This window comes from Pseudomonas sediminis (assembly GCF_039555755.1).
Classification (GTDB): Bacteria; Pseudomonadota; Gammaproteobacteria; order Pseudomonadales; family Pseudomonadaceae; genus Aquipseudomonas; species Aquipseudomonas mendocina_D.
Window position 1 is genome coordinate 780,733 of the sequence record NZ_CP154631.1, and the last position, 18,559, is coordinate 799,291.

At 61.5% G+C, this 18,559-nt stretch carries 18 protein-coding genes and 1 pseudogene; 9 read left to right on the plus strand and 10 right to left on the minus strand.

The features are described 5' to 3' along the window. Nucleotides 1-53 precede the first annotated feature (53 nt). Nucleotides 54-1,217, plus strand: a complete 1,164-nt coding sequence (locus tag AAEQ75_RS03745) for a 1-acyl-sn-glycerol-3-phosphate acyltransferase (protein WP_343350913.1) — start codon at nucleotides 54-56, stop codon at nucleotides 1,215-1,217. Between the two features lie 47 nt (nucleotides 1,218-1,264). On the opposite strand, the pseudogene AAEQ75_RS03750 reads toward AAEQ75_RS03745, so the two are convergent. The 6 genes and pseudogenes from AAEQ75_RS03750 to rplU all read right to left on the minus strand — a co-directional run bounded on the left by AAEQ75_RS03750 (nucleotide 1,265) and on the right by rplU (nucleotide 6,510). Further along, nucleotides 1,265-2,583 (minus strand): annotated as a pseudogene (locus AAEQ75_RS03750) (IS4 family transposase). A gap of 121 nt (nucleotides 2,584-2,704) precedes the next feature. Next, nucleotides 2,705-3,166 (minus strand): CreA family protein, encoded by a 462-nt coding sequence (locus AAEQ75_RS03755; protein WP_343350914.1) that lies wholly within the window; start codon nucleotides 3,164-3,166, stop codon nucleotides 2,705-2,707. A 151-nt stretch (nucleotides 3,167-3,317) separates the two neighbouring features. After that, complete coding sequence (proB, locus tag AAEQ75_RS03760; protein ID WP_099526154.1) at nucleotides 3,318-4,436, minus strand: glutamate 5-kinase; 1,119 nt, start codon at nucleotides 4,434-4,436, stop codon at nucleotides 3,318-3,320. 81 nt (nucleotides 4,437-4,517) lie between these two features. Continuing rightward, complete coding sequence (gene cgtA, locus AAEQ75_RS03765; protein ID WP_106733579.1) at nucleotides 4,518-5,738, minus strand: Obg family GTPase CgtA; 1,221 nt, start codon at nucleotides 5,736-5,738, stop codon at nucleotides 4,518-4,520. Nucleotides 5,739-5,904: 166 nt separating this feature from the next. Then, nucleotides 5,905-6,162, minus strand: coding sequence for a 50S ribosomal protein L27 (gene rpmA / locus AAEQ75_RS03770; protein WP_004424545.1), 258 nt, complete (start codon nucleotides 6,160-6,162; stop codon nucleotides 5,905-5,907). 36 nt (nucleotides 6,163-6,198) lie between these two features. Next, entirely contained in the window at nucleotides 6,199-6,510 is a 312-nt protein-coding gene (gene rplU / locus AAEQ75_RS03775) for a 50S ribosomal protein L21 (protein ID WP_004424548.1), read from the minus strand. 247 nt (nucleotides 6,511-6,757) lie between these two features. Between rplU and AAEQ75_RS03780 the strand changes: the two genes are divergently transcribed. Further along, nucleotides 6,758-7,726 (plus strand): polyprenyl synthetase family protein, encoded by a 969-nt coding sequence (locus AAEQ75_RS03780; RefSeq protein ID WP_099526156.1) that lies wholly within the window; start codon nucleotides 6,758-6,760, stop codon nucleotides 7,724-7,726. Between the two features lie 292 nt (nucleotides 7,727-8,018). On the opposite strand, the gene AAEQ75_RS03785 is transcribed toward AAEQ75_RS03780, so the two are convergent. Next, the gene (locus tag AAEQ75_RS03785) at nucleotides 8,019-8,777 is read right to left on the minus strand and encodes an SDR family oxidoreductase (protein WP_125833870.1); all 759 of its coding nucleotides are present in this window, start codon (nucleotides 8,775-8,777) and stop codon (nucleotides 8,019-8,021) included. A 108-nt stretch (nucleotides 8,778-8,885) separates the two neighbouring features. On the opposite strand from AAEQ75_RS03785, the gene AAEQ75_RS03790 reads away from it, so the two are divergent. From AAEQ75_RS03790 to AAEQ75_RS03815, 6 genes are all read left to right on the plus strand, one after another. Further along, nucleotides 8,886-9,620: a HugZ family protein gene (locus AAEQ75_RS03790; RefSeq protein ID WP_343350915.1), complete on the plus strand. Its 735-nt coding sequence runs from the start codon at nucleotides 8,886-8,888 to the stop codon at nucleotides 9,618-9,620. Between the two features lie 64 nt (nucleotides 9,621-9,684). Continuing rightward, on the plus strand, nucleotides 9,685-10,134 hold the full coding sequence (locus AAEQ75_RS03795) for an FxsA family protein (RefSeq protein WP_036999047.1): 450 nt from the start codon (nucleotides 9,685-9,687) through the stop codon (nucleotides 10,132-10,134). A 293-nt stretch (nucleotides 10,135-10,427) separates the two neighbouring features. Then, the gene (locus AAEQ75_RS03800; protein WP_013717065.1) at nucleotides 10,428-10,721 is read left to right on the plus strand and encodes a co-chaperone GroES; all 294 of its coding nucleotides are present in this window, start codon (nucleotides 10,428-10,430) and stop codon (nucleotides 10,719-10,721) included. 48 nt (nucleotides 10,722-10,769) lie between these two features. Next, entirely contained in the window at nucleotides 10,770-12,416 is a 1,647-nt protein-coding gene (gene groL, locus AAEQ75_RS03805; protein ID WP_099526159.1) for a chaperonin GroEL, read from the plus strand. 208 nt (nucleotides 12,417-12,624) lie between these two features. Next, complete coding sequence (locus AAEQ75_RS03810) at nucleotides 12,625-13,329, plus strand: lipopolysaccharide kinase InaA family protein (RefSeq protein WP_273252750.1); 705 nt, start codon at nucleotides 12,625-12,627, stop codon at nucleotides 13,327-13,329. Nucleotides 13,330-13,687: 358 nt separating this feature from the next. After that, the gene (locus AAEQ75_RS03815; protein WP_273252752.1) at nucleotides 13,688-13,924 is read left to right on the plus strand and encodes a hypothetical protein; all 237 of its coding nucleotides are present in this window, start codon (nucleotides 13,688-13,690) and stop codon (nucleotides 13,922-13,924) included. Between the two features lie 230 nt (nucleotides 13,925-14,154). On the opposite strand, the gene AAEQ75_RS03820 is transcribed toward AAEQ75_RS03815, so the two are convergent. Beyond that, nucleotides 14,155-14,982, minus strand: coding sequence for an arylamine N-acetyltransferase family protein (locus AAEQ75_RS03820; protein ID WP_343350916.1), 828 nt, complete (start codon nucleotides 14,980-14,982; stop codon nucleotides 14,155-14,157). A 173-nt stretch (nucleotides 14,983-15,155) separates the two neighbouring features. On the opposite strand from AAEQ75_RS03820, the gene AAEQ75_RS03825 reads away from it, so the two are divergent. Then, on the plus strand, nucleotides 15,156-15,362 hold the full coding sequence (locus AAEQ75_RS03825; RefSeq protein WP_273252756.1) for a hypothetical protein: 207 nt from the start codon (nucleotides 15,156-15,158) through the stop codon (nucleotides 15,360-15,362). A 117-nt stretch (nucleotides 15,363-15,479) separates the two neighbouring features. Here AAEQ75_RS03825 and AAEQ75_RS03830 read toward each other — a convergent pair whose 3' ends face one another. Beyond that, nucleotides 15,480-16,976: a CoA-acylating methylmalonate-semialdehyde dehydrogenase gene (locus AAEQ75_RS03830; RefSeq protein ID WP_143504669.1), complete on the minus strand. Its 1,497-nt coding sequence runs from the start codon at nucleotides 16,974-16,976 to the stop codon at nucleotides 15,480-15,482. 100 nt (nucleotides 16,977-17,076) lie between these two features. Continuing rightward, nucleotides 17,077-18,423 (minus strand): aspartate aminotransferase family protein, encoded by a 1,347-nt coding sequence (locus AAEQ75_RS03835; RefSeq protein ID WP_273252759.1) that lies wholly within the window; start codon nucleotides 18,421-18,423, stop codon nucleotides 17,077-17,079. Between the last annotated feature and the right edge of the window lie 136 nt (nucleotides 18,424-18,559).

An 18,559-nucleotide genomic window follows, 5' to 3' on the forward strand; every position in this document is an offset into this window, starting at 1 on the left:
CACCCTGTTAAGCAGACACCATTCCAACCTTAGCCGTTCTAGAACAAGAGAGCATGATGGGCGCATTCGATGCCATCCGACCCTATGCCGATGCAGAAGTGCGCCCCGTACTGGCGCGCCTGCTCGCCGACCCGGCGTTTCTCGGTACCCTCACCCGTTTCCGCTTTCCGCGCCTGGCCGGGCCATTGGGCTGGCTGCTCAAGCCGCTGATCGCCGCACGCCTGCGCAGCGAGTTCGCCGATATCGACTCGGTCGCTGGCCTGCAGGAAAAGATCGAGCCCTACATCGACCGTACCATCGAGCATGCCAGTGATGGCATCAGCTACTCCGGCCTGGAGCACCTGCAGCCCGGCAAGCCTTACCTGTACCTGGCCAACCACCGCGATATCGTCATGGACCCGGCCTTCGTCAACTACGCCGTCTACCATGCAGGCCTGCAGACGCCACGTATCGCCATCGGCGACAACCTGTTGCAGCGCCCTTTCGTCAGCGACCTGATGCGCCTGAACAAGAGTTTCATCGTGCACCGCTCGATCAGCGGACGACGCGAGAAGCTGGCGGCTTATCAATTGCTCTCGGCCTATATCAACCACTCGATCCGCGAAGATGGCGAGTCGATCTGGATCGCCCAGGCCGAAGGGCGCGCCAAGGACGGTGACGACCGTACCGATTCGGCCATCCTCAAGATGTTCCATATGAGCCGCAAGGACGAACCGTTCGCCGCGGTCATCGACTCGCTCAACCTGATCCCGGTGTCGATCAGCTACGAGTACGATCCCTGCGACCTGGCCAAGGCCCGCGAACTCTGCGTGCGCGCCGCCACGGGCAGCTATACCAAGGCGCCGGGCGAAGACGACGCCAGCATCGCCCTGGGCATCACCGGCTACAAAGGGCGCGTGCATCTGCACTTCAGTCCGCCTGTCGCCGGCCTGGAAGACACCAAGCAGCTTGCCCAGGAGATGGATCGTCACATTCTCGGCCAGTATCGCCTGTTCCCTGTGCACTACCTGGCCTACGCAATGTGGGAAGGCCGCGAGGCAGAGCTGAACGTGCCGGCAGCAAGCGAAGTATTCGATGCCGCGGAACTGGCCAAGGCCGAAGCGCAGTGGAACAAGCGCCTGGCCGCCTGCAGCGCCGAGGAAAAACCGTTCCTGATCCTGCAGTACGCCAACCCGGTGCGAAACCAGTATCGGATCAAGGCGGGTCTGCCTCTGTAAGAACCCCGCGCTACAAACGAAAACGGCATCCATCAGGCTAATGCCAGTCAGTTAAGCTGACTGGCATTTTTATTTCTGGTCGGATACTTGGATGGCTTGGGTTTGACCGCTCGCGGATAACTGCGATCCTCACGACGACGAGGTAGGACGTAGTGCATGGTCGAGACCTGTAGTTCGGCCAGGTAACGAGGGATGTTGCCTGGATGATTCAAAGAGACCCCGTTCAAGAAGCCCAGAATCGCCCAGGTGCAAGCGGTAAAACTCATTTCGCAGGGGTAGATGCCAGGGCAGTAGCGGCTCATTTCCAGCATTTGATAACGCAGCAGGTTGTACCCCAGTAGTACGCCCCACAGTTCTTGTTCAATCATCTCCGGTGTTTTACTACGCAGTGTGTAGTGCCCCGCGAGCATGCCTTGCTTCATTTCTCGATAGCCCAGTTCGATTTCCCAGCGCTGGCTGTACAGATCCACGATTTCGTCGGGTGGGAAGCGCAGAGGATCGATCATTGAGGTCAGTACCTGCCGCACTTTGCCCTTGATGGTCTTGCTTAATAACCGAGCCTGTAGCGTGTCTGGCAGGTCGGGCCATTGTTTACGCGCCTGCGGCGAGGTCTTTAGTGAGACGATGGCATCGTGGCGCCCTAACTTACGCAGCACCTCGTATTGAACATCCTTGCGCAGCGGCAGTAACCAATGGCGCTGAGTGCCTGCCTGTTGCCAGCGATAAAGTAACCCCAGTGAATAGAAGCCACGGTCGAACAAGGTCAGCGAGTGATCGGGTGTACTGTCGATCAGTTGTTCGGCCAGTTTCATCTCGTTGCTGTGGTAGCCACTCACCAGCATGTGGCTGGTCAGCTCCATCTGGCAGACCATGCGAACTTGGGGAAAGCCGGTATCGCCATGCTGATTACTGGCGCTGCCATAGTGCTTGCGGTTGTCGGCCGTATCCGGTGTGCGCCAGACCACGCCATCGACACTGAGCAGGCGCAAACCGGCCCAAGTGGGGTGATTGGCGCTGGCATGCCAGCGTTGTTGAGTCAGGGAAAAGACCTCTCGCACCGCAGCGCTGCCCAAACGCTGGCGACCTTGCACGATTGCACTGGGTGCTACCAATGGCTTCTGCCCAGGCAGCATGATGCCCATACGGCTCGCGGCATCCCAGGCCGACATCCGGCGAAACAACGCCATGGCGATCACGCACCAGATCATGGCTTCAAGAGGGAGGCGTCGCTTACGCAGGGTCGCCACTCCCGCCGTTTCCAGTGCGGTGCTAACTAGGTCTGGATCAAGCAGCGCCCCAGCTCGTCAAGGGAGTGGGTGGCAGAAGCCGCTTCGTGAGGCAGTGCCAAGGCGCGGGAAAGTCGCATAAAAAATCCGATGCTCAAAACAAGCATCGGATTTTCGTTTCAGCGCGCAGAAGGTCAAGCTGTAGTGCTTAACTGACTGGCATTAGCCCTTCGGGGCGGTTTTTTATGGGCGTTGCTCAGGTTATTGCTGACCCCAGGGCAGGATCGGAATGGCCGTCACCGCATTCTGCGGGCTGCCCTCGATCACCCGGTCGCTGTAGACCAGATACACCAGCGTGTTGCGCTTGGCGTCGAAGAAACGCACCACCTGCATGGTCTTGAACACCAGCGAGGTGCGCTCCTTGAACACCTCTTCGCCGTCCTTGAGCTTGCCCTTGAAGGCAATGGGGCCGACCTGGCGGCAGGCAATGGAGGCCTCGGCGCGATCCTCGGCCAGGCCCAAGCCACCCTTCACGCCGCCTGTCTTGGCGCGCGACAAGTAGCAGGTCACACCGTCGACCTTGGGGTCATCGAAAGCTTCGACGACGATCTTGTCGTTCGGCCCTACCCATTTGAATACCGTCGACACCTCACCGATGGTTTCGGCCATTGCCAGGCCAGGTAGCACCAGCAGGCTCAGCACACATCCCTTGAATAGACGCATCTTTCTCTCCTAGAACCTGTTCACGATCTCGCGAGCTAGAGCCATACAAGGCAAAAACAGGCGAGGAAGCGCAGTGTACTTCTGTACATGAGCATTCCGAGCCTGTTTTTAACGCAGTAGGGCCGACGCGCAGCAGATCGTGTACAGGTTCTCAAACCAGGATGAGATTATCCCGGTGCACCAACTCCGGCTCATCGACATAGCCCAGCAGCTTCTCGATGGCATCGGACGGCTGGCCGATGATCTTCTGCGCCTCCAGCGCGCTGTAGTTGACCAGGCCACGGGCAATCTCGCGGCCGTCAGGCGATACGCAGACCACCATCTCGCCGCGGCGGAAACTGCCCTGCACCGCCTTCACGCCCACCGGCAGCAAGCTCTTGCGATCCTGGCTCAGCGCCTTCACCGCACCGGCGTCCAGCACCAGGGTTCCGCGCGTTTGCAGGTGACCGGCCAGCCATTGCTTGCGGGCCGCCAGCAGGCCACGCTCGGGGGCCAACAACGTACCCAGGCGCTCGCCGCCTTTGAGGCGGGCCAGCACCTGCTCGATGGCGCCGCCGACGATAACGGTATGCGCGCCAGAGCGCGCAGCCAGACGCGATGCACGCAGCTTGGTCTGCATGCCACCACGACCCAGTGCGCCACCGACACCACCAGCCACTGCATCCAGCGCCGGATCATCCGCACGGGCCTCGTGAATCAGCTTGGCATCGGGATTGTGCCGCGGGTCGGCATCAAACATACCGTCGCGATCGGTGAGGATAACCAGCAGATCGGCTTCGACCAGATTGGCCACCAACGCAGCCAGGGTGTCGTTGTCACCAAAGCGAATCTCGTCAGTGACCACCGTGTCGTTCTCGTTGATCACCGGCACCACGTCGAGATCGACCAGCGTGCGCAAGGTGCTGCGCGCGTTCAGGTAGCGTTTGCGGTCGGACAGATCATCGTGCGTCAGGAGAATCTGCGCAGTACGGCGGCCGTGCTCGGCAAAACTGGATTCCCAGGCCTGCACCAGCACCATTTGACCGATCGCGGCGGCAGCCTGCAGCTCGTGCATCGCACTAGGTCGGCTGGTCCAGCCCAGGCGGCTCATACCGGCCGCCACAGCGCCGGAGGACACCAGCACCAGTTCCACGCCCTGCTCACGCAGCGCGACCATCTGCTTGACCCACACCGCCATGGCCGCACGATCCAGGCCACGCCCGTCAGCGGTCAGCAGCGCACTGCCGATCTTCACCACCCAGCGCCGCGCGCCGGTCACCTTGTCACGCATGATCTTCCAACCTTAGCCAGAAAATGATGGGGTCCACCCCACCTACAAAAACGCCGCAATTAAGCGGCGTTGGAAATTTGCTTAATCCCGGACGTAAATGATTTCCGGGCCATCGTCGTCTTCTTCGTCGAGGAAGTCATCGTCCTCGTCGATATCGTCGACACTGCGCACACCGGATTTACGCAGCGCGCGCTGATCGTCCAGCGCCTGCAGACGGGCACGCGCCTCGTCTTCGATGCGCTGATCCAGCTCGGCCAGCTCTTCGGCGAATACCGGGTCTTCGGCGATGCGCTCGGCACGCACTTCCAGGTAATGCATGATGTCGCGACTGATGCGCTCGGTGCCGTCGCGGCTGATGGCCGAGACCACATAAACCGGCCCCTGCCAGTTCAGGCGGGCAACGATATCGGCCTTGCGCGCCTCGCGCTCGTCTTCGGGCACCTGGTCCATCTTGTTCAGCACCAGCCAGCGATCACGCTCGGCCAGCGCCGGACTGAAGCGCCCCAGCTCGTCGATAATCACCTGCGCAGCCTCGGCCGGATCGCTCTCGTCCAGCGGCGCCATGTCCACCAGGTGCAGCAACAGGCGGGTACGCGCCAGGTGCTTGAGGAAGCGAATACCCAGACCGGCGCCGTCCGAAGCGCCTTCGATCAGCCCCGGAATGTCGGCGACGACGAAGCTCTTGAAGCGATCGACGCTGACCACACCCAGGTTCGGCACCAGGGTGGTGAAGGGGTAGTCGGCGACCTTCGGCTTGGCGGCGGACACCGCGCGAATGAAGGTGCTCTTGCCGGCATTGGGCAGACCGAGCAGACCGACATCGGCCAGCACTTTCAGCTCCAGCTTGAGATCACGCGACTCGCCCGGCTTGCCTGGCGTGGTCTGGCGCGGCGCACGGTTGGTGCTGGACTTGAAGCGGGTGTTGCCCAGGCCGTGCCAGCCGCCTTGGGCAACCATCAGGCGTTGACCGGCTTTGACTAGGTCACCAATCACTTCCTGGGTGGCCACGTCGATCACCGTGGTGCCGACCGGCACCGGCAGGATCAGATCCTCGCCCTTGGCCCCGGTGCAATCGGTGCTGCCGCCCTTCTCGCCATTCTGCGCATTGAATTTGCGCGTATAGCGGTAATCGATCAGGGTGTTGAGGTTGGCATCGGCCTCGAGGAATACTGAGCCGCCGTCGCCACCATCGCCGCCGTTGGGGCCGCCCTTCTCGATGAATTTCTCGCGACGGAAGGCCATCATGCCGTTACCGCCGTCACCGGCTTTTACAAAAATCGAAACTTCGTCGACAAATTTCATGAATACGCCTCCCGCAAGCGCTGCGGGTCAACAGAACAACGTAAAGGCCCTTGCCGGATGACCCCACGCAAACAGCGTGGCGTTATGGGTGATCGGGCAAGAACCCAAGGATACAGAAACAAAAAAGCCCCGTCCTACGGACAGGGCTTTTCCAGCGCGTAGGCGATTAGGCCTGAACGACGCTCACGTAGCGACGGCCGAAAGCGCCCTTCACTTCGAACTTGACCACGCCTTCGACTTTAGCGAAGAGGGTGTGGTCTTTGCCCATGCCCACGCCGAAACCGGCATGGAACTCGGTGCCGCGCTGACGAACGATGATGTTGCCGGCCTTGATGACCTGACCACCGTACATTTTCACGCCAAGGCGTTTACTTTCGGAATCGCGGCCGTTACGGGTAGAACCGCCAGCTTTTTTGTGTGCCATGAGTCAATACTCCTATAAAGGATCGGGGCCGACGAATCAGGCCTGGATACCGGTGATTTTGATCTCAGTGAACCACTGACGGTGGCCCTGACGCTTCATGTGGTGCTTACGACGGCGGAACTTGATGATGCGCACTTTATCGTGACGGCCTTGCGACACGACTTCGGCAACCACTTTAGCGCCGTCTACGACCGGAGCGCCGATCTGAACGTCGTCGCCATTGCCGATCAGCAGAACGCGATCGAAAGTCACGGCTTCGCCGGTGGCGACTTCGAGTTTCTCGATCTTGAGGAATTCGCCTTCGGTGACTTTGTATTGCTTGCCACCAGTAACAATTACTGCGTACATGGTAAATCTCCGTTGATCCTGCTCACCCAGCGCTTTAGAAAAGTCGTTATTGGCTGGCATGGCTGCTTGGGGCCGGAAGTGACACCCTTGCAATTGCGTAAGGCAGGGAAATACCCAGGGGGAAAGTTCAGGGTGCGCGATTGTACGCAAGCGCCGAACGCTTCGCAAGGGGCGCCCGTGCTTACCTTGACAGCCCCTACCCCGCCACCTAGCATGCCGCGCAACCTCAAAGGAGCACCAGTCGCCGATGCAACCCCAGGCTTTCTACCGCGTGGTAGCGGACGATTTCACCGCCGTCGATGGCATCATTCGCCAACAGGTGGTTTCCCGCGTGCCGCTGGTGGAAAAGATCGGCGACTATATCATCTCCGCTGGTGGCAAGCGCCTGCGCCCATTGCTGGTACTTCTCAGCGGTCGCGCCCTGGGTTACCAGGCAGACGATCTGCGCCTGCTGGCCGCCACCATCGAATTCCTGCACACCGCCACCCTGCTGCATGACGACGTGGTCGACATGTCCGACATGCGCCGTGGCCGCAGCACCGCCAATGCGCAGTGGGGTAACGCACCAAGCGTACTGGTGGGCGACTTCCTTTATTCACGCTCGTTCGAAATGATGGTCGAGCTCGGCTCCATGCCGGTGATGAAGATTCTCTCCCACGCCACCCGAGTGATCGCCGAAGGTGAAGTGCTGCAGCTGTCCAAGGTGCGCGACGCCAGCACCACCGAAGAGACCTATATGGAAGTCATCCGCGGCAAGACCGCGATGCTGTTCGAGGCTTCGACTCACGCCGCTGCCGCCCTGGCCGAAGCCAACGAGGCCCAGCGCGAAGCCCTGCGTACCTTCGGCGACCATCTGGGTATCGCCTTCCAGTTGGTCGACGACCTGCTCGACTACAAGGGCGATGCAGCCGAACTGGGCAAGAACGTCGGTGACGATCTCGCCGAGGGTAAGCCGACCCTGCCACTGATCTACACCATGCGCGAAGGTACCGAAGAACAGGCTGCTCTGGTACGCCGCGCGATTCAGAAAGGCGGCATCGAAGACCTGGAAAGCATCCGCGCCGCCGTGGATGCAGCCGGCGCCCTGGAGTACACCGCACAACTCGCTCGCGACTACGCCGAACGCGCCATTGCCTGCCTGGAAGTGCTGCCGGCCGGCGAATATCGCGATGCACTGATCGAGTTGAGCCGTTTCGCCGTCGCTCGTACGCATTAAGACCAGCGGTGCGCACGCCGCACCCTACGTAAAGTCGCGCGCATCATGCCCGTAGGGTGTCGCGGGGCCGCCTAGGCCGTGCGCACCAGCTGACAGAAACGAAAACGCCCCGAACCAGTCGGGGCGTTTTTCGTTCAGGCCTGGCGGATTAGCAGGCCGTTGAAAAACGTAGGCGAGGCAGCCAGTGCAAGGCAAAAACAGGCGAAAAAGCGCAGTTTACGGGTTGTAAATGAGCATTTTGAGCCTGTTTTTAACGCAGCAATGGCAACGCAGGTAGTTTTTCAACAGCCTGTTACAGACGCAGGCCGCCGTCCAGCTCCAGAATACGACCGGTGTAGTAGTCGTTTTCCAGAATGTAGGCCACCGAGTGGGCGATCTCGGCCGGCTTGCCCATGCGCTTGAGCGGAATACCCGAGGTCATCTTCTCCAGGGCTTCCGGCTTCATGCTGCCGGTCATCTCGGTCTCGATGAAGCCCGGCGCTACGCCTGCGACGCGAATGCCATAACGCGCCAGCTCCTTGGCCCAGACCACGGTGTCGGCAGCGACACCCGCCTTGGCAGCGGAGTAGTTGGCCTGGCCCATGTTGCCCGCGCGGGAAATGGAGGAGATGTTGACGATCGCACCCTCGTTCTTCAGCTCGATCATCTTCGCCGCTACTTCGCGAGTGCAGAGGAACACGCCGGTCAGGTTGACATCGATCACCGCCTGCCACTGCGCCAGACTCATCTTGGTCATTTCACCATCCTTCACACGGATGGTCAGGCCATCACGCAGGATGCCAGCATTGTTGACCAGGCCATTAATTGCGCCGAAGTCATCGGCAACCTGGGCGACCATATGGGTCACCTGCTCTTCATCGGCGACGTTGCACAGATAGGCACGGGCGTCACCGCCGGCAGCCTTGCAAGCGGCCACGGCTTCGTCGAGTTTTTCCGCGTTCAGATCGACCAGCGCCAGCTTGGCGCCCTTGGCCGCCAGGTACTCACCCATGGCGCGGCCCAGTCCCTGGCAACCGCCAGTGATGATGATGACTTTGTCTTTCAGTTGCATCGCTTTATCCCCTCAAGGTGCAGCATTTACCGACCCCGCTGATGCCCGCTAACCGCTATGCTAGGGCGTCTGTCCGTTTCTGACGGATTCTTTGCGAGGAGTCATAAGGTGAGCGTGAAAGCCGGCAAGCATGCACGAGAATTGCTGCTCAAGGAATACCGTGGCGTGCTCAGCACCCACTCCAGGGCCATGCCGGGTTTCCCTTTTGGATCGGTGGTGCCCTACTGCCTGGACGCCGAGGGCCGGCCGCTGATCCTGATCAGCCGTATCGCCCAGCACACCCATAATCTCGGGCAGGACGCCAAATGTTCGCTATTGGTCGGCGAACGTGGCGCAGAGGATGTGCAGGCGGTCGGCCGCCTCACTTTGCTCGCCGAAGCACGACAGTTGCATGACGAGAGCGAAATCGAAGCGGCCGCACAGCGTTATTACCGCTTTTTCCCCCAGTCGCGCGACTACCACCGGGCGCATGATTTCGATTTCTGGCGGCTGGAACCGGTGCGCTGGCGCTTCATCGGCGGCTTCGGGGCCATTCACTGGCTCGACCAGGTAAACCTGGACAACCCCTTTGCGACGGACGGCAGCGAAGCGAGCATGGTCGAGCACATGAACGAAGACCATGCCAAGGCCATTGCACATTACGTCGAACTGGCCGGCCTGCCGCAACACGAACCGGCGCAAATGGCCGGCGTCGACACCGAAGGCTTCCACCTGCGCATCGGCCAGAGCCTCTACTGGCTGGCCTTTCCAACATCCTGCAACAACCCGGGGCAAGTACGCGAAGCCCTGGTAACACTGGCTCGCGCCGAGAGCTGGCCGACCAGTGGTGCGCCTTCAGCTTGAATTCAGGCCATCACCCCATACTTAACTCCTACTGGAAGCCCACTTCCGCCAAGGACCCACTGAAATGCGCGCCTTTTTGTTTCTCTTCCTGCTGTTCCCGATCATCGAGCTGGCCCTGCTGATCAAGGTCGGCAGCGCGATTGGCGTGCTGCCCACCCTGCTGCTGATCATCGGCACCGCGATTCTCGGCAGCGTGCTGCTGCGCGTCGCCGGAGTCGCCACTGCCTGGCGCGCCCGTGAAAAACTCTCGCGTGGCGAGCTGCCCGAGCAGGAAATGCTCGAAGGCCTGCTGATCGCCGTCGGCGGTGGCCTGCTGCTGTTGCCGGGCTTCATCAGCGACATCTTCGGCGTGCTCTGCCTGATTCCGTTCACCCGCCGCCTTTTGGTTGGCAAGATTCGCCGCCGTGCCGAGGAGCAGGCCCTGCGTCAGCGCGCCTTCTTCGATGACCAGGCCGCCCGCTCCGGACAGACTCGCCCCAACGTGCTCGAAGGCGAGTACGAGCGCCGCGACTGATCCCTACAGTTCTGCAGGAGCCGGCTTGCCGGCGATCCCTCTCTGGCTGATCGCCGGCAAGCCGGCTCCTACACACGTTCGCCCCTCCCTGCAGCGCAAAAAATTTCACCCCCGCCCCTTGAAATGCCCTTGCCCGCCCACATGTAGCAGTCACCGCAAGGTGCCTGCCCTCTGAGGCAGTCCAACTTTCGCGGTGCGCCCAGCGTGCCGCACCCGGCCTAGCCGGATTTTACAAACCCGCCGACCACTCAAGAGTCGGCAAGTTGGCCATCAATTGTTAGGAGAGATCGACAATGAAGCTTCGTCCTCTGCATGACCGCGTCGTGATCCGTCGCAGCGAAGAAGAGACCAAAACCGCAGGCGGCATCGTGCTGCCGGGTTCGGCCGCCGAGAAGCCGAACCAGGGTGAAGTCGTTGCCGTCGGTACCGGTAAGGTTCTGGATAACGGCGAAGTCCGTCCGCTGGCCGTCAAGGTCGGTGACAAAGTGGTATTCGGCCCTTACTCCGGCAGCAACACCGTCAAGGTCGACGGCGAAGACCTGCTGGTAATGGGCGAGAACGAAATCCTCGCTGTCATCGAAGCCTGATTCCCACAAATCTCCGTTTAACCTTCAAGAATTTGAGGACTGATCAAAATGGCTGCTAAAGAAGTCAAGTTTGGCGATTCCGCCCGCAAGAAAATGCTCGTTGGCGTCAACGTACTGGCCGACGCCGTCAAAGCCACCCTCGGCCCGAAAGGCCGTAACGTGGTGCTGGCCAAATCCTTCGGCGCCCCGACCATCACCAAAGACGGTGTGTCGGTTGCCAAGGAAATCGAACTGAAAGACGCCTTCGAAAACATGGGCGCCCAGCTGGTCAAGGACGTAGCGTCCAAGGCCAACGATGCAGCCGGTGACGGCACCACCACCGCTACCGTTCTGGCTCAAGCCATCGTCAACGAAGGCCTGAAGTCCGTCGCTGCCGGCATGAACCCGATGGACCTGAAGCGCGGCATCGACAAGGCAACCACCGCCATCGTTGCTCAGCTGAAAGACCTGGCCAAGCCGTGCGCTGACTCCAAGGCCATCGCCCAGGTAGGTACCATCTCCGCCAACTCCGACAGCTCCATCGGTGACATCATCGCCGAAGCCATGGACAAGGTCGGTAAAGAAGGCGTCATCACCGTTGAAGAAGGCTCGGGCCTGGAAAACGAACTGTCCGTCGTAGAAGGCATGCAGTTCGACCGCGGCTACCTGTCGCCGTACTTCATCAACAAGCCGGACACCATGGTTGCCGAGCTGGAAGGCCCGCTGCTGCTGCTGGTCGACAAGAAGATCTCCAACATCCGCGAACTGCTGCCGGTTCTGGAAGCCGTTGCCAAGGCTGGCCGTCCGCTGCTGATCGTGGCTGAAGACGTCGAAGGCGAAGCGCTGGCTACCCTGGTCGTCAACAACATGCGTGGCATCGTCAAAGTAGCAGCCGTCAAGGCTCCGGGCTTCGGCGACCGCCGCAAGGCCATGCTGCAGGACATCGCCATCCTGACCGGCGGTACCGTCATCTCCGAAGAAGTTGGCCTGTCCCTGGAAAGCGCCACTCTGGAGCACCTGGGTAACGCCAAGCGCGTCGTGCTGAACAAGGACAACACCACCATCATCGATGGTGCTGGTGCCCAGGTCGACATCGAAGCCCGCGTTGCACAGATCCGCAAGCAGGTCGAAGAAACCTCTTCCGACTACGACAAAGAGAAGCTGCAAGAGCGTCTGGCCAAGCTGGCTGGCGGTGTTGCCGTGATCAAGGTTGGCGCTGCCACCGAAGTCGAGATGAAAGAGAAGAAAGCCCGCGTTGAAGACGCCCTGCACGCTACCCGCGCAGCCGTCGAAGAAGGCGTGGTACCTGGCGGCGGTGTAGCCCTGGTACGTGCCCTGCAGGCCATCGACGGCCTGAAAGGCGACAACGAAGACCAGAACGTCGGTATCGCTCTGCTGCGTCGCGCTGTTGAAGCGCCGCTGCGTCAGATCGTTGCCAACGCCGGCGGCGAGCCGAGCGTAGTGGTCGACAAGGTCAAGCAGGGTTCGGGCAACTTCGGCTTCAACGCCGCGACCGACACCTACGGCGACATGATCGAGATGGGTATTCTCGATCCGGCCAAGGTCACCCGTTCGGCCCTGCAAGCTGCTGCTTCCATCGGCGGCCTGATGATCACCACCGAGGCCATGGTTGCCGAAGCGGCTGACGACAAGGCTCCGGCCATGCCTGATATGGGTGGCATGGGCGGTATGGGTGGTATGGGCGGTATGATGTAAGCCGACCGGCTCCCACGCAGTACCAAGAACCCCGCGCCCGTCGCGGGGTTTTTTATTGCCCGCGAAGCAGTCAGACCGATCGGAAGTTCACAGACATTTCCTGTGGACTCGGGAACGTTGTTTGCTTATGTTTTGTTACAAGCCTGAACAACGCAGTACGCGTTCACGAGACGAGCACTGCGCAAACCTCCAATAGAAGAAGAAAGACATGGCCCTTTGCAGCACGAGCGAAATCCCTCAGCAGGCATTCCAACACTGGTGGCAACAGCAAGGTGATTGGGTCGAAGAGCCCAACGTTCGTCGCGGCGGCGAAAGTGGTGTGCAGCGTCTGCTGGATGAAACCGGCGTGCTCTACGCCAAGAAACAGATCGGCCATATCTACCGCAGCCTGCTGCACCCGCAGGGGCGCCCCACCGTCCTGCGCGAACGCAAAGCCCTGCAGGCCCTGCCCTCTCTGGGCGTGATGGTGCCGCGGATGATCTATTGCGGTATCGATTATGACCAGCAGCAAGGCTGGCGCGGCCTGCTGGTGACAGAGGCGCTGGAAGGCTTCGAGAACATCGAGCTCTGGTATGCCCAAGGCGGCCGTGAAGCGTGCGGCGAGGCGATGCATACCCAGTTGCTGCAACTGGTTGGTGCGACGCTGGCACGTATGCACCTGGGGCGCTGGCAGCATGGCTGCCTCTATGCCAAACACATCTTCGTGCGCATCGACGGCGAAACGCCGCAGGTGGCCCTGCTCGATCTGGAAAAAAGCCGTCGCCGCCTGACCCGCCTCCAGGCCGCTCAGCACGACCTGCCGCAACTACGACGCCATAGCCCCTGGTGCGACGCCGACTGGCAACAACTATTGCAGGGCTATCGCCAGATATTCGCCGATGGCGCCAAAGGTCTCGGCACAGCTATTGCCTGAGCAAACGACTGCCGGCCCAGTGCCGGCAGTGCTTTATCCGCAACACCTCGCTCCATCCGCATTACCCCCACCAGGAAGTGGCTCTACCTCGCACCTTTTCGCCAGGTAACGAGAAAGGCTGCAGGCGACTGCACCTGCCAAGGCCGGCTGTTACACAGCGCCGTGACCGGCACCTAAGGTTACGTTAAGACGTTACCTGCACCATTGTTGAACCAACCGACCAGGCCCGAGTCCCAGCACAGCCCCGGCTGATGCCAGCTACACGCTAAGACCGTTCGTCGCATGAGACGACGACGAGGCAATGGGTGATCTAGGTTTAGCGAACAGCGTTTGGCAGTGCTTTCAAGGGGTTAGCAAAATGAAATTAGAAATAGCACGAGGTTTTTTCCTTGGCCTCGCACTCAGCGTAACGGCAATCGCCGCCGCAGCCTGGCAGGAGCCCGGCCCACGCGTACTGGAAGCGCAAGCCTGCACCGCTGTGGAACCCTGTCCAACCGCGCCTTTGCGCAAGCAGGTACAACCCGCAGCCAACCCGGACGCCAACCTGCTGGTGCTAATGTTCGGCCTCAGCGCCGCGATGAAGGGCGAGCAGTAACGGCATACGCTCAGCCACTACTCGCGAAACGGGCCTACCAGTATTACCGGACGGCCCGCCATAGGAGTCCTCCGCGCAGTTCGAGCAATCTCCTCCTGCTTACCAGCATCACTTGCAAGCACCTAGATCCCCACTTGCTAATCGCTACCTGCAATATCGAGTGATGGCTAATATCGCTTCGCAGCTAAAGCCCCTCCTACAAGAACGTGGCGATACCAGCGGCCTTACATTCACGCCCCCACAATCAACCGCTCGATGATCTCCCGCCCCTCAGGATGCTCCGGCCCCCGAATCCCAAACTCCTCGCGCAACACCCTGAGCACCTCATCGACACTCTGCAACTGGACCCGCTCACTCGCCTGCCCCAGGCGGTGAATGGCGAAGCTGCCATTGTTAAGCGTCTTGCGCAGGCCTGGCCCGGTGCGGGCGGCGATCATCTGGCCGAGGAAAGGCGAATCCGGGTGGGTGCACACGTACCAATTTCCCACCACGTAATCGATATCCGCCACCTGCTGCAGATCGAACACATACATCGCCCGCCAGCTGCCGGCGACCAATGCGCGCAGGGTGTAGGTGTCGTCCACCAGCGTCAGGCGATAGGGCTCATGCGGTGTGGCCTGCTCAGCCTCGCTATCGAGTAGCAGTGGGCCCGTCGGCACCATACCGCCGAAGCCGACGTCGCTGATGTAGCGCACGCCATCGATGGTCACCAGCACCAGCATATGGGTGCGTGCCGGCAGGGCGTCTTCCGGCCCGCCCATCACTACACGGCCGGTCAGCCCACGCGCGTCGAAGCCCAGCGCCTGCAACAGCAGCAGGTACAGGCGGTTGAGCTCGAAGCAGTAACCGCCACGGCCCTGGCGTAGCAGCTTGTCCTGAATCGCGGCGGGTTCGACCTCCACCGGCACGCGCAGCATGCTGGCCAGGGTTTCGAAGGGGAATTCGGCAGTGTGTCGCGCCTGCAGCTCACGCAGAGTGTCGAGGTTCGGCGGCGGCGCCGACGAGCACCCCAGGCGCCCGAGGTAGGTGTGTAGATCCAGCATGAATGGCTCGGTCATCGCGCATCTCCCTTTCTACTGCCGGCTGTTTTACCAGAGGGCGGGGATAGACGTATGCGATGAGCCGCGTGGCGAGCTCGAGTCAGCGCTCTCGGTTTGCGGCAGTCGGCACACACAAATCGACAGAAATGCGCCAATCTATTGTTCATCGCACGAGCTTGCCCGAGGACTCCATGATGCGCCTGCGCCATTGCTGCACCCTTTCCCTGTTACTCGCCCTGGGCGGCTGCGGCGTCGGTGAGACGGCCGCCACGGCGACACTCCAGGCTGAGCAGGCCAAACAGGCTCAGCAGCAAATGGAGCAGCTCAAGCAGCAGATTGACCAGGCCAACGCGGCGAACACCCAGCGCCTGCAGGAGGCCATCGATCAGGCGCAGTGAGCGGCGTCTCCTGGGGGATTTCCATCCAGCGGAGCGCTGCTTGCAACGAGCAACGCGCCGCCTGACAACAAAAAGGCCGATCACGTGATCGGCCTTTTCGTTAGCGCTTCAACTCACTCAGCCATTGCTGGGGAAGGCGAACTGCGCCGCTTCGTGACTCTTGCGCGCCGGCCAGCGCTGGGTGATGGCCTTCTTGCGGGTGTAGAAGCGCACGCCATCCGGGCCGTAGGCATGCAGGTCGCCGAACAGCGAACGCTTCCAGCCGCCGAAGCTGTGGTAAGCCACCGGCACCGGCAGCGGTACGTTGACGCCGACCATGCCGACTTCGATCTCGTCGCAGAACAGGCGCGCGGCTTCACCGTCACGAGTGAAGATGCAGGTGCCGTTGCCGTACTCGTGATCGTTGATCAGCTGCATGGCTTCTTCCAGGCTGCCGACGCGGACGATGCACAGCACCGGGCCGAAGATTTCGTCGGTGTAGATGGTCATCTCCGGGGTCACCTTGTCGAACAGGGTGCCACCGACGAAGTAACCGTTCTCGTTGCCAGCGACCACCAGATCACGGCCGTCGACCACCAGCTTGGCGCCCTGCTCGACCCCAGCGTCAATGTAGCCCTTGACCTTGTCGCGCGCGGCAGCGGTGACCAGCGGGCCCATGTCCAGGCCGCAGGAGGTACCGGCACCGATTTTCAGCGCCTGGATCTGCGGGACGATTTTCTCGACCAGCGCATCGGCGATCTGGTCACCCACGCACACGGCCACGGAGATGGCCATGCAGCGCTCGCCGCAGGAGCCGTAGGCCGCACCCATCAGTGCGCTGACGGCGTTGTCCAGGTCGGCATCGGGCATCAGCACGGCGTGGTTCTTGGCGCCGCCCAGGGCCTGCACGCGTTTGCCACGCTTGGTGCCTTCGCTGTAGATGTATTCGGCGATCGGGGTCGAGCCGACGAAGCTCAGGGCCTTGACCTCAGGCGCTTCGATCAGCGCATCGACCGCGTCCTTGTCGCCGTTGACCACGTTCAGCACGCCCTTGGGCAGGCCGGCCTGGTTCAGCAGTTCGGCGATGAACAGGGTGGAGCTCGGGTCGCGCTCGGATGGCTTCAAGATGAAGCAGTTACCGCAGACGATGGCCAGCGGGTACATCCACAGCGGCACCATGGCCGGGAAGTTGAACGGGGTAATTCCTGCCACGACGCCAATGGGTTGCAGATCGGTCCAGGCGTCGATGTTCGGGCCGACGTTGCGGCTGTATTCGCCCTTGAGAATGTCCGGGGCGGCGCAGGCGAACTCGACGTTCTCGATGCCGCGCTTGAGTTCACCGACGGCGTCTTCGAGGGTCTTGCCATGCTCGGCGCTGATCAGTGCGGCGATTTCGTTCTCGTTCTGCTCCAGCAACTGCCTGAAGCGGAACATGATCTGCGCGCGCTTGGCCGGCGGGGTGTTGCGCCAGGCCGGGAAGGCAGCCTTGGCGGCGTCGATGGCCAGTTGCATGGTGGCGCGATCAGCCAGGCCGACGGCGCTGGTGGAGTCGCCGGTGGACGGGTTGTACACCGGGGCGCTGCGACCGTTGCCGGCAACGCGTTCGCCGTTGATCAGGTGCGGGATGTGGCTCATGGGGTTCTCCAAGGTCTGGCGTAGGGTGGATGACGCTCTTTTCATCCACCTTGGGGATTCGATGATTGGTGGATGGGTAAAGCGCCATCCACCCTACGGTTCAATCCAGTTTGTTCAGGACATCGCCAACGGCATTGAAGACGCGGTCGAGGTCTTCGATCTTGGCGTTGAAGGTTGGGCCGAACTGCAGGGTGTCGCCACCGAAGCGCACGTAGAAACCGGCCTTCCAAAGAGCCATGCCGGCCTCGAACGGACGGATCACCGCGTCACCGTCACGCGGGGCGATCTGCAGAGCGCCAGCCAGGCCGCAGTTGCGAATATCGATGATGTGCTTGGTACCCTTCAGGCCATGCAGCGCGGCCTCGAACTTCGGCGCCAACTCGGCGGACTGCTGGATCAGGTTCTCGCGTTTGAGCAGCTCCAGCGTCGCCAGACCAGCGGCGCAGGCCACCGGGTGCGCCGAGTAGGTGTAGCCGTGGGTGAACTCGATCATGTGCTCCGGCGACGGCTGCTGCATGAAGGTGTTATAGATCTCGCTGCTGGCGATCACCGCACCCAGCGGGATCGCGCCGTTGGTGATCTGCTTGGCGACGTTCATCAGGTCCGGGGTCACGCCGAAGAATTCCGCGCCGCTCCACTTGCCCATGCGGCCGAAGCCGGTGATGACTTCGTCGAAGATCAGCAGGATATTGTGCTGGGTGCAGATTTCGCGCAGGCGCTGCAGGTAGCCCACCGGCGGCACGAGGGCGCCAGCGGAGCCGGACATCGGCTCGACGATCACCGCGGCAATGTTGGAGGCGTCGTGCAGCTCGATCAGCTTGAGCAGTTCATTGGCCAGTTCCACGCCGCCAGTTTCGGCCATGCCCTTGGTGAAGGCCATGCCCGGCTGCAGGGTGTGCGGCAGGTGGTCGGCGTCCATCAGTTGGCCGTACATCTTGCGGTTGCCACCGATGCCGCCTAACGCGGTACCAGCGATGTTGACGCCGTGGTAGCCACGGGCACGGCCGATGAAACGAGTCTTGGAGGCCTGGCCTTTGAGGCGCCAGTAGGCCTTGGCCATCTTCACCGCGGTGTCGGCGCACTCGGAGCCGGAGCCGGTGAAGAACACGTGGCTGAGCTCGCCCGGCATCAGGTCGGCGACCTGCTCGGCCAGTTTGAACGACAGCGCATGGCCGAACTGGAAGCCCGGCGAATAGTCGAGGGTACCGAGTTGCTTGGCCACGGCCTCCTGGATTTCCTTGCGCGAGTGGCCGGCGCCGCAAGTCCACAGGCCGGACAGGCTGTCGTAGACCTTGCGGCCCTGGTCGTCGGTCAGCCAGCTGCCTTCGGCGCCGACGATCAGACGCGGGTCGCGCTGGAAGTTGCGGTTGGCGGAGAACGGCATCCAGTGCGCATCCAGCTTGAGCTGGCTGGCCAGGGACGGGGTTGCGGTCTGCGGCATGTTCATCGGAGGAGCCTCGAGCTGGCGGCGTTTGGAAGATTTGTAGTCCGACAAGCCATATAGGCAACATGCGAATCGCGGCTAAAGCCGCTCCTACAAAAACCTGTCTGTTGCCAGCAAAGGTGCCACGGGCATAGAGTCA

Excerpts from the sequence above, each read along its gene's own strand:
- AAEQ75_RS03745 (WP_343350913.1), top strand. The coding sequence starts at position 54 with ATGATGGGCGCATTCGATGCCATCCGACCCTATGCCGATGCAGAAGTG.
- AAEQ75_RS03755 (WP_343350914.1), bottom strand. The coding sequence starts at position 3,166 with ATGCGTCTATTCAAGGGATGTGTGCTGAGCCTGCTGGTGCTACCTGGC.
- proB (WP_099526154.1), bottom strand. The coding sequence starts at position 4,436 with ATGCGTGACAAGGTGACCGGCGCGCGGCGCTGGGTGGTGAAGATCGGC.
- cgtA (WP_106733579.1), bottom strand. The coding sequence starts at position 5,738 with ATGAAATTTGTCGACGAAGTTTCGATTTTTGTAAAAGCCGGTGACGGC.
- rpmA (WP_004424545.1), bottom strand. The coding sequence starts at position 6,162 with ATGGCACACAAAAAAGCTGGCGGTTCTACCCGTAACGGCCGCGATTCC.
- rplU (WP_004424548.1), bottom strand. The coding sequence starts at position 6,510 with ATGTACGCAGTAATTGTTACTGGTGGCAAGCAATACAAAGTCACCGAA.
- AAEQ75_RS03780 (WP_099526156.1), top strand. The coding sequence starts at position 6,758 with ATGCAACCCCAGGCTTTCTACCGCGTGGTAGCGGACGATTTCACCGCC.
- AAEQ75_RS03785 (WP_125833870.1), bottom strand. The coding sequence starts at position 8,777 with ATGCAACTGAAAGACAAAGTCATCATCATCACTGGCGGTTGCCAGGGA.
- AAEQ75_RS03795 (WP_036999047.1), top strand. The coding sequence starts at position 9,685 with ATGCGCGCCTTTTTGTTTCTCTTCCTGCTGTTCCCGATCATCGAGCTG.
- AAEQ75_RS03800 (WP_013717065.1), top strand. The coding sequence starts at position 10,428 with ATGAAGCTTCGTCCTCTGCATGACCGCGTCGTGATCCGTCGCAGCGAA.
- groL (WP_099526159.1), top strand. The coding sequence starts at position 10,770 with ATGGCTGCTAAAGAAGTCAAGTTTGGCGATTCCGCCCGCAAGAAAATG.
- AAEQ75_RS03810 (WP_273252750.1), top strand. The coding sequence starts at position 12,625 with ATGGCCCTTTGCAGCACGAGCGAAATCCCTCAGCAGGCATTCCAACAC.
- AAEQ75_RS03815 (WP_273252752.1), top strand. The coding sequence starts at position 13,688 with ATGAAATTAGAAATAGCACGAGGTTTTTTCCTTGGCCTCGCACTCAGC.
- AAEQ75_RS03820 (WP_343350916.1), bottom strand. The coding sequence starts at position 14,982 with ATGACCGAGCCATTCATGCTGGATCTACACACCTACCTCGGGCGCCTG.
- AAEQ75_RS03825 (WP_273252756.1), top strand. The coding sequence starts at position 15,156 with ATGATGCGCCTGCGCCATTGCTGCACCCTTTCCCTGTTACTCGCCCTG.
- AAEQ75_RS03830 (WP_143504669.1), bottom strand. The coding sequence starts at position 16,976 with ATGAGCCACATCCCGCACCTGATCAACGGCGAACGCGTTGCCGGCAAC.
- AAEQ75_RS03835 (WP_273252759.1), bottom strand. The coding sequence starts at position 18,423 with ATGAACATGCCGCAGACCGCAACCCCGTCCCTGGCCAGCCAGCTCAAG.